The 12,808-nt window shown below is 61.5% G+C and carries 14 protein-coding genes; 13 read left to right on the top strand and 1 reads right to left on the bottom strand.

Features of this window, described 5'->3' with window-relative positions:
• The first annotated feature begins 452 nt into the window (after positions 1 to 452).
• From O7A05_RS31480 to pqqE, 8 genes are all read left to right on the top strand, one after another.
• Positions 453 to 1,025: a DUF1003 domain-containing protein gene (locus O7A05_RS31480; protein ID WP_337097188.1), complete on the top strand. Its 573-nt coding sequence runs from the start codon at positions 453 to 455 to the stop codon at positions 1,023 to 1,025.
• Between the two features lie 52 nt (positions 1,026 to 1,077).
• Positions 1,078 to 1,230, top strand: a complete 153-nt coding sequence (locus O7A05_RS31475; RefSeq protein WP_415927082.1) for a hypothetical protein — start codon at positions 1,078 to 1,080, stop codon at positions 1,228 to 1,230.
• A complete protein-coding gene (locus O7A05_RS31470) occupies positions 1,223 to 1,414 on the top strand; it encodes a hypothetical protein (protein WP_337097187.1) in 192 nt (63 codons plus the stop codon). The genes O7A05_RS31475 and O7A05_RS31470 overlap by 8 nt, the downstream gene beginning before the upstream one ends.
• The gene (locus O7A05_RS31465; protein WP_264296173.1) at positions 1,411 to 1,545 is read left to right on the top strand and encodes a hypothetical protein; all 135 of its coding nucleotides are present in this window, start codon (positions 1,411 to 1,413) and stop codon (positions 1,543 to 1,545) included. The genes O7A05_RS31470 and O7A05_RS31465 overlap by 4 nt, the downstream gene beginning before the upstream one ends.
• Positions 1,546 to 1,680: 135 nt before the next feature.
• The gene (pqqB, locus tag O7A05_RS31460) at positions 1,681 to 2,619 is read left to right on the top strand and encodes a pyrroloquinoline quinone biosynthesis protein PqqB (RefSeq protein ID WP_337097190.1); all 939 of its coding nucleotides are present in this window, start codon (positions 1,681 to 1,683) and stop codon (positions 2,617 to 2,619) included.
• Positions 2,616 to 3,374: a pyrroloquinoline-quinone synthase PqqC gene (gene pqqC, locus O7A05_RS31455; protein ID WP_337097184.1), complete on the top strand. Its 759-nt coding sequence runs from the start codon at positions 2,616 to 2,618 to the stop codon at positions 3,372 to 3,374. Before pqqB ends, pqqC begins: the two co-directional genes overlap by 4 nt.
• Positions 3,371 to 3,667 carry a pyrroloquinoline quinone biosynthesis peptide chaperone PqqD gene (gene pqqD / locus O7A05_RS31450; RefSeq protein ID WP_337097183.1) on the top strand — a complete coding sequence of 99 codons (297 nt, stop codon included), beginning with the start codon at positions 3,371 to 3,373 and terminating at the stop codon, positions 3,665 to 3,667. Before pqqC ends, pqqD begins: the two co-directional genes overlap by 4 nt.
• On the top strand, positions 3,664 to 4,800 hold the full coding sequence (pqqE, locus tag O7A05_RS31445; protein ID WP_337097182.1) for a pyrroloquinoline quinone biosynthesis protein PqqE: 1,137 nt from the start codon (positions 3,664 to 3,666) through the stop codon (positions 4,798 to 4,800). Before pqqD ends, pqqE begins: the two co-directional genes overlap by 4 nt.
• A 660-nt stretch (positions 4,801 to 5,460) precedes the next feature.
• Here pqqE and O7A05_RS31440 read toward each other — a convergent pair.
• Complete coding sequence (locus O7A05_RS31440; protein ID WP_337097180.1) at positions 5,461 to 6,561, bottom strand: mandelate racemase/muconate lactonizing enzyme family protein; 1,101 nt, start codon at positions 6,559 to 6,561, stop codon at positions 5,461 to 5,463.
• Between the two features lie 234 nt (positions 6,562 to 6,795).
• Here O7A05_RS31440 and O7A05_RS31435 point away from each other — a divergent pair, with 234 nt between their 5' ends.
• From O7A05_RS31435 to O7A05_RS31415, 5 genes are read left to right on the top strand one after another with little or no spacing between them, the layout of a single operon-like run.
• Entirely contained in the window at positions 6,796 to 7,464 is a 669-nt protein-coding gene (locus O7A05_RS31435) for an FCD domain-containing protein (protein ID WP_337097178.1), read from the top strand.
• 24 nt (positions 7,465 to 7,488) lie between these two features.
• On the top strand, positions 7,489 to 9,150 hold the full coding sequence (locus tag O7A05_RS31430) for a GMC family oxidoreductase (protein WP_337097176.1): 1,662 nt from the start codon (positions 7,489 to 7,491) through the stop codon (positions 9,148 to 9,150).
• Between the two features lie 58 nt (positions 9,151 to 9,208).
• Positions 9,209 to 10,189 (top strand): ABC transporter substrate-binding protein, encoded by a 981-nt coding sequence (locus tag O7A05_RS31425; protein WP_095768517.1) that lies wholly within the window; start codon positions 9,209 to 9,211, stop codon positions 10,187 to 10,189.
• Between the two features lie 59 nt (positions 10,190 to 10,248).
• Positions 10,249 to 11,802: a sugar ABC transporter ATP-binding protein gene (locus O7A05_RS31420; RefSeq protein WP_337097175.1), complete on the top strand. Its 1,554-nt coding sequence runs from the start codon at positions 10,249 to 10,251 to the stop codon at positions 11,800 to 11,802.
• Positions 11,799 to 12,806, top strand: a complete 1,008-nt coding sequence (locus O7A05_RS31415) for an ABC transporter permease (protein WP_415927081.1) — start codon at positions 11,799 to 11,801, stop codon at positions 12,804 to 12,806. The genes O7A05_RS31420 and O7A05_RS31415 overlap by 4 nt, the downstream gene beginning before the upstream one ends.
• Positions 12,807 to 12,808 lie beyond the last annotated feature (2 nt).

The raw sequence follows: 12,808 nt of genomic DNA, 5'->3' as shown, positions 1-12,808 counted from the left end.
TATGACCCGGTCGAATTCGCAGAAAAGCACGGGTTGACGGTAAGGCAGGCTATCGTCGTCATCGAAAGCAACGGTCCTTCTCGCGAAAAATGCGACCAGGCAGGTCACGCCTTCGCCGCAGCTTTAAAGCAATTTGGCCGCAGCCGTCATACGCGCAAAAGGTCCGCTTGACCATCCCTTTTCCTGGAAGGGTGACGCTAGCGCCACGGGGGAAAGAGGCCACTCTCCGACTAGCTTCGCGGTCTGGTCGATTTTTCGGCGCACAGACATGGCGGTTAATAGGCTCTGCGGCCACGCAACCAACGCCGAGGAATGACGAGCGGTGATCCGCAGGATTCGCCAATGCGGCGGCAGCATTGGCGACAGGAACGTGGATGCGCGCGTTCGAAGCCGAGCAAAATGGAGCGAATTGTCGAACAGGGAGTTAGGCAGCCTAGATGGGAGAGACAAGAATGGGTGCCACGGCCGCCCCCGACAGCAAGGGCTACGCCACGCCAACCACCCCGGCGGCGGAAGGCCTCAGCCCTGCCCTGGCGCGGAACATAGAGGCGTTGGTCGCAAGACGGAAACGCGACGCGAAGTCTGCATCTTTGGAGCAACGCACGGCCGCAGCTATCAGCAGCTTCGCCGGCAGCATGATGTTCGTCTATATCCACCTTGTCTTGTTTGGGGCGTGGATCGCACTCAATCTCGGCATCGTAACCTTCATAAAGCCGTTTGATCCATCGTTGGTCATCCTGGCCATGTTCGCCTCGGTCGAGGCGATCTTTCTGTCGACGTTCGTTCTGATCAACCAGAACCGCATGGCGGCCGAGGACAATGCCAGGGCAGACCTCGATCTGCAGGTCAGTCTGCTGAATGAACATGAGACAACCAAGCTCATCAAGTTGGTCGAAGAGATTGCCAAGCGGCTGGACGTGGATACCAAAGGTGACGACGAGCTGAAGGAGCTCAAGCGCGACGTGGCACCCGAAGCTGTTCTGGACAAAATCGAAGAGGTGGGCGAACGGGCGACGCCAAGTTGATCCCGCAGCCTGTGCTGGCGCTTCGGCTCTCGCCAACCCGCGCGAAGCTCGCTTGATCTGCTACTTTGCCCTGAAGCGCTTTACCCGGCTGTCGCTGGGCGTTGTCGCCGGATGCACGCTGCCGTTTTTGGCCGGAGCGATCACCGCCTACGACCCCTCGCGCCGCCTGATGACCCGCAAACAGGACACGGGAGGAAATGCTTGATGAATGGCTTGGCTCGCCGCGCGGGCGCGACCGAGATGAGTTCGCGGGCGTGAAAACGAAAGAGGCGACGGAGGAAAGGAACCGATCTTCGATTTGGTTGTTTGAGAACGCAGTGTTTCATTTGTCCATTTGTGAAGTGATGGGCGAGCCATTGCGCCCGCCCGCGATGGAGCCAACGACATGACCGGCCCCTTCGGGCTGGCAGAAGAGGAGAATGCGATGAAGAAGAGCTGGAAGAAACCGACCATGTGCCAGGTCGCTGCGGGCTTCGAGATTTCGCGGTATCTGCCTGCTGAAATTCCTCCCAGGAAATAGGCCGCAAGGGTGCACGTCCCTGGCAGCAGGGGCATGCACCCCGCCGCATGTGAGGGCTTTGCTGCGGGAAACGCGAATACCAAACTGTCTGCCGCCGAAAAGCCGATCGGACGGGTCGTGGGGCGGGCGTTTGGCATGCGCGTGAAGATTATCGGATCGGCGGCGGGAGGCGGCTTTCCGCAGTGGAATTGCAATTACCGCCTGAGCCGCGCGGCTCGCAGGGGCATGCCCGGCGTGCGTTCGCGAACCCAATCATCCATCGCCGTATCGGCGGACGGGACAGATTGGGTCCTCTTCAACGCGTCGCCCGACATCCGCCAGCAGATTGCGCAAGCGCCCGAGCTGCAGCCCGCGGCCGACGCGCCGCTGCGCTCGACGCCTATCCGCGCGGTGGTGCTGACCAATGCCGACGTGGACCATGTCGCCGGCCTGCTGAGCCTGCGTGAGCGACAGCCTTTCGCGATCTATGCGACGGCACAGGTGCTGGCGACGCTGGAGGCGAGTTCGATCTTCAACGTTCTCGATCCGGCGATCGTGCCCCGGCGCCTGCTGGCGCAGACGGAGGAAATGGCGATCTGCGGCGCTGACGGCCACCCGACCGGCGTGGTCGTCGGCAGCTTTCCGGTGCCCGGCAAGGTCGCGCTCTATCTTGAGCAAAGAGGCGATCCCGCCGCCGATTTCAGCTCCGACACCGGCGACACGATCGGCGTCCGCATCGGCGGGACCGGCGGTCGCGGCGCGGTTTTTTACATTCCGGGCTGCTCGCGCATCGGTGCCGCGCTGCGCGCGCGCCTGGCGGATGCCGCCTGCCTTCTGTTCGACGGCACCGTCTATACGGACGACGAGATGATCACGGCCCGCGTCGGCCAGAAAACCGGCGCGCGCATGGGGCACATCGCAATGTCCGGAGAAGCGGGTTCGATCGTCGGCCTGGCCGATGTGAAGATCGGTCGCCGTATCTTTATCCATATCAACAACACCAATCCTGTTCTGGACGAGAATTCCGCCGAACACGCGGCGGTCAAGGCGGCTGGCTGGGAAGTCGCCAGCGATGGCATGGAGATAGAATTTTGAGCGATTTCCATGACGCGGCCCGAGGCGGACTGTCCAAGAGCGAGCTCGAGGCCGTGCTGCGGCGGGTCGGCGACGAGCGCTATCACAACCGCCATCCTTTCCATCACAGAATGACCGGCGGCGCACTGTCGAAGGCCGAAATGCAGGCCTGGGCGCTGAACCGCTATTGCTACCAGGCCGTCATTCCGCGCAAGGACGCCATGATCCTGGCGCGTGCTGAGGATCCGGCGTTTCGCGCCGCCTGGCGCAAGCGCATCGAAGACCATGACGGCGATGACGGCTGGAGCGGCGGCATCGCGCGCTGGCTGCACCTGGCGACCTCGCTCGGGCTCGATGCCGAAGGGGTCAAGAGCGAAAGGCTGGCGCTGCCGGCGACCCGCTTCGCCGTCGGCGCCTATCTTTCCTTCTGCACGAACCGGACGCTGCTGGAGGCGGTCGCATCGTCGCTGACCGAGATGTTCTCGCCGATCATCATAGGCGAGCGGGTGCCGGCGATGCTGGCGAGATATGATTACATCACCGAGGATACGCTGGCTTATTTCAGCCGGCGTCCCGAACAGGCATCGCGCGACGCCGACTTCGCCCTCGCCTACGTGCTCGCCCACGCCGACACGCCCGAACGCCAGCAGCAGGCTATCGATGCGCTGGTGTTCAAATGCGACATACTCTGGGCCATGCTCGATGCGCTCCAGCATGCTTATTGCGCGCCGGGAAACATACCGCCCGGCGCCTTCCGCCCGGAGGCGGCGTCATGACAGCGCTACGGGAAAGAGCCATCGTGTCGTTGCGGTCGGCGCCATTGCTGCCCAGGCATGTGCGCATCCAGTACGATCCCGTGCGGCAGGCCTGCGCGCTGCTTTCGCCGGAGAAGGTATTCTGGCCGAACGAGATCAGTCTCGACATATTGCGCCGCTGCGACGGCCGGTCCACCGTCGAGCGCATCATCGCCGATCTTGCGACCGACTATGACGCGGATCCGCAGGAGGTGGCAGCCGACGTCATCGCCTTCCTGCAGGAATGGTCGGACAAGCTTTTGGTGAAGCTATGAGTGCGCCCCTCCTGCCTCCGATCGGCATGCTGGCGGAACTGACGCATCGCTGCCCGTTGCAGTGCCCTTATTGCTCCAATCCGCTCGAGCTGCTGAAGGCCAACCGCGAGCTCGACACGCAGACCTGGCTCGATCTCTTCTCGCAGGCCGCCGATCTCGGTGTCCTGCAGGTGCATCTTTCCGGCGGCGAGCCGACGCTGCGTCGCGACCTCGAGCAATTGATCGCCGGGCTTTCGGCGCGCGGCGTCTACACCAACCTCATCACCGCCGGCGTTGGCATTGCCGAGGGCCGCATCGAGGCCTTTGCCGAAGCCGGTCTCGACCACCTGCAACTGAGCTTCCAGGGCGCCCGTCCGGCGACCACCGATTGTATCGGCAACCACCGGGGCAGTCACGAGAAGAAGCTGGAGACGGCACGCCGCGCCCGCGCGGCCGGGCTGCCCCTCACCATCAATGCGCCGGTTCATCGCCATAACATCGAGGAAGTGCCGGAATTCATCGACCTCGCCCTCTCCTTGGATGCGGAACGGCTCGAGATTGCCAACGTCCAATATGCCGGTTGGGCGCTCGCCAACCGCGACAGGCTGATGCCCGACCTGGCAGCGGTCAACCGGCAGGCGGACATCGTCGCGGCGGCGCGCGAAAGGCTCGCCGGCATCATGAACATCGATTTCGTCACGCCGGATTATTTTGCCGTTTATCCCAAGCCATGCATGGGCGGCTGGGCGCGCGACGCCTTCATGGTGGCTCCCGACGGCACCGTGTTGCCATGCCATGCCGCTCAAACCATACCCTCGCTGCGCTTCGAGCGCTTCGGAGACCGCAGGCTCGCCGAAATCTGGACCGACTCACCGGCATTCAACGCCTTCCGCGGCACCGACTGGATGCTGGAGCCGTGCCGAAGCTGCGAGCGCCGCGAGATCGATTGGGGCGGCTGCAGGTGTCAGGCGATGGCGATTGCCGGCGATGCCGCGGCAACGGATCCGGCCTGCATCAAGTCACTGATCCACAAGCAAATGGCGATACTGACCGACGCCGCGCAGGCAGCGCCGGAGGGAAACGAAAGCTTCATTTTCCGGCGGATCGGCGCCACAACGCCACGTGACACGCGCCCTGATTCTGGCCACCGATAACAGCCCGAAGGATACTTCCTACCTTGGCAACGGCGCCATTGTGTCTTTTGCCGGTATCCAGGAGAGGATGCAACAGGGGATCGAAGCTCCGAGATGGCTAACAATCGTCAAGAAGAGGATGACAACGCCCGGGACGATGCAGATCGTCATGGCGACCGTTGGCAGTGATGGCGGTCTGGCCGGTGAGCACAGGATGGCTGCACACCATGGCCCGCCAAGACGGCGCTTCGCGAGACAGGCGCCAATCTCGGCATCGCTCGCGGAGAGGTGCTTAAGAGTCCACCCGACAAGCATCACGCCCCCTCGGCGGATGGAGAATACCTATGCGGGGCACTCATCGATAAAACTAATTTAAGCCTTGTCGAAGGTTTCGTAACGACTTCAGAAATTGCGGATGTTGCGAGGGCTCCCGATCGCGAGCTCATCGATGGCGGGCGAGCGCAGCTGTTAGAGCGACCCAATCGGGATGACCGCTAGCCCTGCCGGGAGATCACTTGATTGGCCGCCGTAGACCAGCCACTCGCCGTTCGGCGGGTGCTGCTTATTCGCGGCACGCTCCTTTTCCAGTACGATAGCTTCTCTGCGCATTGCGACTGCGGCTGGTCCGCTCGGCAAGCTGGCTCTTTCCGGCCATATTTGGTTCCATTACCGATCTTGGTTTTAGACCCTCTCCTCAAAGCCATCCAGCTTCTGCCAGTCAAAGCTGACCCCAATGCCTGGCTCGTCTGGAGCGACTGCCAGCCCATCCTGCAGCCTGAGCGGACAAGTGGCGTACAGGTCGATGTCGAAACTGTGCGCCTCTACCCAACCAGCGTTTGGTTGACCCGCGACCAAACTGACATGCAGTTCCTGCATGCCGTGGCTGCACACCGGAATTCCAGCCTTGCGCGCAAGCTCGGCAACCCGCAACCAGCCTGTAATGCCGCCACAGTTCGAGGCGTCGGGCTGGATGTAGGAGAGCTTCGACCAAGTGAAGGCATGCTCGAACTCCTCGATTACATGCAAGTTCTCCCCCATGGCCAGCGGCATACCCGTTGCCTCGGCAATGGCTGCGTAGCCCTGGTAATCGTCAGGTATGATGGGCTCCTCGAACCACAGCAGCTCGTAAGGCGCGAATGCTTTCGCCGCTTCGATCGCCCGATTGATGTCGAGCGCGTAATTGGCGTCCACCATGAAGGGGGTGTGCGGCCCGATGCGCTCGCGGATCGCCTTAACTCGGGCGACATCCTCCGCGAGGTCGTCTTTGCCGACCTTGATCTTCACAGCATTGAACCCGGCGGCGAGATAGGAGTCGATGCTCGCCAGCAACTGATCGAGGGAGAAGTTCAGGTCGATGCCGCCGCGATATGCCTTGGCTGTCTTGCCGGCACTGCCTGCCATTTCCCAGAGCGGCCGGCCGATGCGCCGGCCTTGCAGATCCCAGAGGGATATATCGAGCGCAGAAATTGCAAAGGACGCGATGCCGCCGCGTCCGACATAATGGATGTGCCATAGCATCCCATCATAGAGCGCCTCGATGTCGGTCGCGTCCCGTCCTTTCAGGAACGGCGCCAGATCGTGCACGATCATGGCCCCGATCGCATGCCCACCTTTACCGCCCGTGTAGGTGTATCCAGTCCCTTCGCTGCCGTCCGCCAGCCTCAGGGTGGCTGTCACCAGCTCGAAATGCGTGTGAGCGCCATGCTTGGCGTCGGTCATTACTTCACGCAGCGGCACCCGGAAAAGCCGAACCTCAACGTCCGTGATTTCTGTATCGCCCATTGCGAGGCTCTCGCCGCCTGACCTATTTCGTCATACCATAATTGCACTCAATCGGGCTAATCGCAACCGGATCGGCGAATTATCGGGCTTTTGGTCCGATGATAGCTCACCAGACCTTGTGCTTTGGTCCGATCTGAGCATTAATGATTGCCTCAAGTGGAGGATGGCTTGCTAAGTACACCACAGCATCTTGGAACGCGGGCCACGAGCGGAGCTGCTCGCGCCGCAGACGCCATGGTGATTGGAATCGAAGCGGATATCGCCTCCGGCAAGCTCGGCGACGGCAGTTTCCTGCCGGCTGAGCGCGAATTGATGGCCGAGTACGGGGTTGGCCGGGGCGTGGTGCGTGAAGCGGTCGCTCGCCTGGCAAGCCGCGGTCTCATCGAAGCGCGTCCACGCTTTCGCCCAGTGGTCCGCCGGCCGGGGCTGGACGCGGCGTTCGGCGCTTTAGAAGGTGTTGTCGGCCACCTGCTGAGCGCTCAGGCGGGAGTGAAGAACCTCTACGATACCCGGGTCTTTCTTGAAGCCGCTCTTGCGCGCAACGCCGCCATCCATGCGCGCAAGGACGACGTGGCCACGCTCAGATCAGCGCTCGAGATGAATGAGGCGGCGATACCGGATTCGGAAAAATTCTATTCTACAGACGTCGGATTCCACGCCGTGCTCTACCAGATCACGCGCAACCCGGTGATGCCCGCCGTGCACAAGGCCTTCACCGCGTGGCTGTCACCGCATTGGATGCGCATGCCTCGATCACCCGAGCGCAACCGCATCAACTTCCTGAGCCACCGCGAAATCTATACGGCGATCATCGAGCGAGATCCAGACGGCGCAGAGCGGGCGCTGCTCAATCATCTTTCCGCGGCCTGGGAGTATGTCCGTGGCACATTTGAAATGCCGTGAGGGCCGGAGGGAGGACCGGCGAGAATGACGCAGACTTACGATCATATCGTGGTGGGCGGCGGAGCAGCGGGTTGCGTGGTCGCGGCACGGCTGGTGAAGGCAGGACGGCGGGTCCTGCTTCTCGAAGCTGGGCATTCGCATCACCACCCGCTGCTCGATATGCCGCCGGGGATCTTCAAGATGATCAATGGCTCGAAGTTCATGCGATATTACCGCACCGAGCCGCAGCAACATCTGGATGGCCGCGAACACGAAATCTCGCAAGGCAACGTGCTGGGCGGCGGCACCTCGGTCAACGCACAAGTCTATATGCGCGGCCGCGCCTCGGACTATGACGAATGGGATGAGTTGCTGCGCGACAACAATGCCGGCATCCGCTGGAACTGGCAGGCGGTGCTGCCTCACTTCACGGCCATGGAAGGCAACAATCGTCTTAGCGGCGACCTGCATGGGAGCGAAGGGCCACTGCTGGTCTCAGACCCCGGTCACATTGACGACGTTTCGCGTTGGTTCGTACAGGCGGTCCAAGAGCTGGGACTGCCCTACAATCATGACTTCAACGGTCCGTCGCAACGCGGGGTGGGCTTCTATCAGTTCATGAACCGGCGCGGGAAGCGCAGTAGCGCGGCTTATGCGTTCATAGAGCCACTGTCGAAGGATGCCAGGCTGACACTGAGGCTGAATTCTGCCGCGAGGCGGCTGCTGATCCAGAACGAGCGCGCAAAGGGTGTAATCTACACTGACCAATCAGGAACCGAACACGAGGCCTATGCGGACGGCGACGTGATCGTCTCGTCCGGCGCACTGGTCTCGCCGAAACTCCTGATGTTGTCAGGTATTGGCCCGGCCGACGAACTTGCCCGACACCATATTGCCTGTAGCGCGGATCTTCCAGGAGTAGGCCAGAATCTGATCGACCATCCCGAAGTGCCGATCATTGCCACAGCAAACGGCCCGTATGGCTACTTTAAGCAGGGCCAGGGTTGGCGGATGATCAAGAACGGCCTGCACTTCAAGCTTTTCGGCGCCGGCACCATCCTTTCCGCTGGGGTCGAGGCCGGGGCTTTTGTCAATCCGAACGAACCGCACGGCGAACCGACGATCCAGGCTTTTTGCGTGCCACATGTCTACCTTGACCGCGATGTCCTCACGCTGGTGGAGAATACCTACGGGCTTACCGTGACGACGGTGGTTGTAAAGCCGAAGTCCCGTGGTTTCGTGAAGCTGCGTTCGGCGGACCCGAATGACAGTCCGGTCGTCTCTCCGCACCTGCTCAAACATCACGATGACATGAAGGAGATGATTGCCGGCCAACGATATTTCCTGAAAGCATTCCACGCGAAGCCTCTGGCGGACCGCATCAAGGCTGTGGCCGTCCCCCGGGAAGACGACCTCAGCGACGAGGCGCTGGAAAAGCACTGCAAGCGCTTCGTCAAAACGAATTACCATCCGGCCGGCACCTGCCGCATGGGTGCGGACAGCGATAGAATGGCCGTCCTGGACGCTGCGATGCGGGTGCGCGGGATAGAGAACCTGCGCGTTGCCGACATGTCAGCCTGCCCTAACATCAATGCCGGCAACACCGCTGCACCCGCCATGATGCTGGGCGGCCGCTGCGCCGACTTCATTTTGGAAGCAGGCGCAGTGACTCAATCGAGGGCCGAGCCTGCAAGTGAGCTGATCTAGCCCGCTATACGCGAGGAATATTCAACGTCGTCAAAACGCGACAACCAAGGAGGAAAGCATGATCATCACCCGTCGGAAATTGTTGGTAGGCTCTGCCGTCGGCGTTGCCGCTCTTACCCTCGCTCCACGCGCCTTCGCCGCGCTCCCGCCGCTTGCCAAGAAAGACAAGTATAAGGTCGGCTTCGCCCAGACCGAGAGCAATAATCCATGGCGGCTGGCTGAAACCAAAAGCATGCAGGATGAGGCTGCAAAGCTCGGCCATCAGCTCGTTTATACTGATGCGGCCGGATCCTCGGCCAAGCAGGCCTCCGACGTAAACTCCATGATCGCGCAGGGCGTCGACGCGATTTTCCTGCCTCCCCGCGAGGACAAGCCGTTGGTGCCGGTCATCCTGGCCGCGCGCGATGCCGGTATCCCGGTCTTTCTCATTGACCGCGATGTGGACCATACCATGGCCAAGCCTGGCCAGGATTACGTCACCTTCATCGGCTCCGACTTCATCAATGAGGGCAACCGCATCGCCGAATGGGTGGTGAAGAACGCCAATGGAAAATCGAAGATCATCGAGCTGGAAGGCACCACCGGTTCCTCGCCAGCCAACGACCGCAAGAAGGGGTTTGACGACATCATCGCCAAGCACTCGGAATTCAAGATTGTCGCCTCACAGTCGGGCGACTTCGCTCGCGACAAGGGCCGCCAGGTGGCCGAGACGTTGCTGCAGGCGCATCCCGAAGCCGATATCATCTATGCCCATAATGACGAGATGGCGCTCGGCGCGATCGCAGCTCTGGAGGCCGCCGGCAAGACGCCCGGAAAAGATGTGCTGATCGTCTCGATCGACGGCGAAAAGGACGGCGTGCAAGCAATCGTCGATGGCAAGATCGGCGCCATCTGCGGCTGCAGCCCGCTTTTCGGACCGAAGGCTTTCGCCACGATGGCTGACTATGCCGCGGGGAAGCAAATCCCGCCCTTCATCAAGAACGACGATGATTTCTACGACGGCACGAACGCAAAGGATAAGATCAGTACGGCGTTCTGAGTTGTCTGGTTAAAGGCGCCTCCCCGCCTCGGCGGGGAGGCTTTTTCGGAGCTTTGCTGATGACGCGGCCGCCGGACGGACCTTCCACGCTGCTTCTCGACATGCGCGACATCCAAAAGCGTTTCGCAGGCATACCGGCGCTGGCGGATGCGTCGCTTTCCGTGCGCTCAGGCGAGGTCCATGCCCTGATAGGCCAGAACGGCGCGGGCAAATCAACGCTGATCAAGGTCTTGACCGGATACTACCGCAAGGATGCCGGGCAAGTGCTGTTCGAAGGCGAGCCCTTTGAGGTCCACTCGCCCCACCAGGCACAAGTCAACGGCATCAGCACGATCTATCAGGAGATCAATCTGGTCCCGCTACGGTCAGTGACGGAGAACATTTGCCTGGGTCGGGAACAGCGCCGTTACGGCCTGCTCGACTGGAATGCCATGCACGCGGAAGCCGAGCGCCTGCTGAGCCGCTTCGCAATTGGCATCGATGTTCGCCGTCCGCTTGGCGAGTTCAACACTGCAACACAGCAGATGGTCGCGATCGCGCGGGCTATAGGGTTCTCCGCTCGCCTTGTCATTATGGACGAACCGACCTCGTCGCTCGACGAACGCGAAGTGGGAGTGCTGTTCAGCGTCATTCATCAGTTGAAGGCTGAAGGGGTGTCCGTCATTTTTGTAAGCCACAAGCTCGACGAGTTGTATGAGGTCTGCGACCAAGTCACGATCATGCGCGACGGCCGCACCGTGCGCAGCGCCGCAATGGAAGAAATCGGCAAACTGGAACTTGTCGCAGCTATGCTCGGCCGCGATGTCGCGGCTGTCGAGGGTCACGCCACAGCCTTCGGCGAGCGCGACCGCGCTGGAATCGGGGATGTAATGTTTTCGGCCCGAGGGCTTGGGGCCGGGCAGGCTGTGCGCAATGTGAGCTTCGATCTCCGGCGCGGCGAGATCGCGGGCTTTGCGGGCCTCCTCGGCGCAGGTCGCACCGAAACCGCACGGCTCGTGTTCGGTGCCGATCGCTCAAGCGCCGGCCAGATGACGATGGAGGGTGCCGCGTACCACCCCGACCGTCCCGCCGACGCGATCGCCGCCGGGATGGGCTTCTGCACCGAGGACCGCAAGGGCGAAGGTATCGTGCCGGAGATGACGGTGGCAGAAAACCTCACCCTTGCCTTGCTTCCGAAAATCAGCCGCAACGGCGTGCTGGACGACTCGCGCCAGCGCGAAATCGTCGAGCGGTTCATCCGCGAGCTCGGCATAAAATGTTCCGGGCCCAATCAGAAGGTGCGAGAGCTTTCGGGTGGGAACCAGCAGAAAGTGCTGCTTGCCCGCTGGCTGGCGATGAACCCGAAGCTGCTCATACTCGACGAGCCGACAAGGGGAATCGATGTGGGTGCCAAGGGCGAGATCCAGCGTCTGATCCGGAGACTTGCAGATCAGGGCCTCGGCGTGCTCATGATCTCGTCAGAGCTGGAGGAAGTGATCGAAGGCGCGGATCGCATATTCGTTCTGCGCGACGGTGTCAGCGTGACCGAGTTGGAAGCTGAAGCCGCTAACGAAGAAAAAGTGCTGACCGCGATGGCGCACGGGACAGGCGCTTCCTCGGAGGCCACGACGTGACTGAGCTCCCAAGGTCATATGCGGATCGAGATGCAGTCGCGCGCACCTTCGATCTCTTCGGCTTTCTGTCGCGCTACGGGACCGTGATCGCACTTGTCTTGCTGGTTGCGTTCAACCTCGCCTTCACACGCAATTTCGCGACAATGCAGACGCTGAACGTCAACCTCACTCAGGTCTGCACCATCGTCATCGTAGCCGTCGGAATGACGCTCGTCATTGCCACGGGCGGCATCGATCTCTCCGTCGGATCGCTGATGGCTATTTCGGGTGCGCTGGCTCCGATGATCTTCATGGGCAAGATCCTTCCGATCGGAAGCATCTACCTGGGCGTGGCGGCCGCGATGATCGTCTCAGTATTGATAGCCGGGCTGTTGGGACTCTTCAATGGCTGGTTGGTCGCCCGCTTCCGAATCCAGCCCATTGTTGCGACACTGGTTCTGTTCATCGCGGGCCGCGGCATCGCTCAGGTGATGACGAACGGGAACCTGCAGACCTTCCGCGTACCGGAATTTCAATGGATCGGCCTTGCCCGACCCTTGGACATCCCGGCCCAAGTCATCATCATGGCTGTCATTGTCGCGGCAGCTGCATGGGCGTTGAAAAAAACGCTGTTCGGGCGACGCATATTGGCGGTCGGCGGCAATGAAAAGGCTTCCGAACTCGCTGGTATTGCAGTCTCCAAGATCAAGCTTGCTGTCTATGGGATAAGCGGCCTTTGCGCCGGGCTGGCCGGGCTAATCGTGATTGCAATCAACTCGTCCAGCGACGCGAACCTGGTTGGCCTTGGTATGGAGCTCGATGCTATCGCGGCGGTTGCCGTGGGCGGCACTCTGCTCAGCGGCGGTAAGGCCACCATTATCGGTAGCCTGCTGGGCGCGCTTACCATTCAACTGGTTCGCTACACCCTTCTGGCGAATGGGGTGCCTGACGCCGCTGCCCTGGTGGTCAAGGCAGGGATCATCGCGCTCGCTGTGTGGCTGCAGCAGCAGCAGCATCGCGGGTAGCC

Origin of the sequence: Mesorhizobium argentiipisi (SeqCode) (assembly GCF_037179585.1) — a bacterium.
Classification (GTDB): Bacteria; Pseudomonadota; Alphaproteobacteria; order Rhizobiales; family Rhizobiaceae; genus Mesorhizobium; species Mesorhizobium argentiipisi.
Note: the sequence above shows the minus strand (reverse complement) of the source record. Positions and strands in the feature narration are given on the sequence as shown.

Bases quoted from the DNA above. Each gene is read 5' to 3' on its own strand.
- O7A05_RS31480 (WP_337097188.1), top strand. From the start codon at position 453: ATGGGTGCCACGGCCGCCCCCGACAGCAAGGGCTACGCCACGCCAACC.
- O7A05_RS31470 (WP_337097187.1), top strand. From the start codon at position 1,223: ATGCTTGATGAATGGCTTGGCTCGCCGCGCGGGCGCGACCGAGATGAG.
- O7A05_RS31465 (WP_264296173.1), top strand. From the start codon at position 1,411: ATGACCGGCCCCTTCGGGCTGGCAGAAGAGGAGAATGCGATGAAGAAG.
- pqqB (WP_337097190.1), top strand. From the start codon at position 1,681: ATGCGCGTGAAGATTATCGGATCGGCGGCGGGAGGCGGCTTTCCGCAG.
- pqqD (WP_337097183.1), top strand. From the start codon at position 3,371: ATGACAGCGCTACGGGAAAGAGCCATCGTGTCGTTGCGGTCGGCGCCA.
- pqqE (WP_337097182.1), top strand. From the start codon at position 3,664: ATGAGTGCGCCCCTCCTGCCTCCGATCGGCATGCTGGCGGAACTGACG.
- O7A05_RS31440 (WP_337097180.1), bottom strand. From the start codon at position 6,561: ATGGGCGATACAGAAATCACGGACGTTGAGGTTCGGCTTTTCCGGGTG.
- O7A05_RS31435 (WP_337097178.1), top strand. From the start codon at position 6,796: ATGGTGATTGGAATCGAAGCGGATATCGCCTCCGGCAAGCTCGGCGAC.
- O7A05_RS31430 (WP_337097176.1), top strand. From the start codon at position 7,489: ATGACGCAGACTTACGATCATATCGTGGTGGGCGGCGGAGCAGCGGGT.
- O7A05_RS31425 (WP_095768517.1), top strand. From the start codon at position 9,209: ATGATCATCACCCGTCGGAAATTGTTGGTAGGCTCTGCCGTCGGCGTT.
- O7A05_RS31420 (WP_337097175.1), top strand. From the start codon at position 10,249: ATGACGCGGCCGCCGGACGGACCTTCCACGCTGCTTCTCGACATGCGC.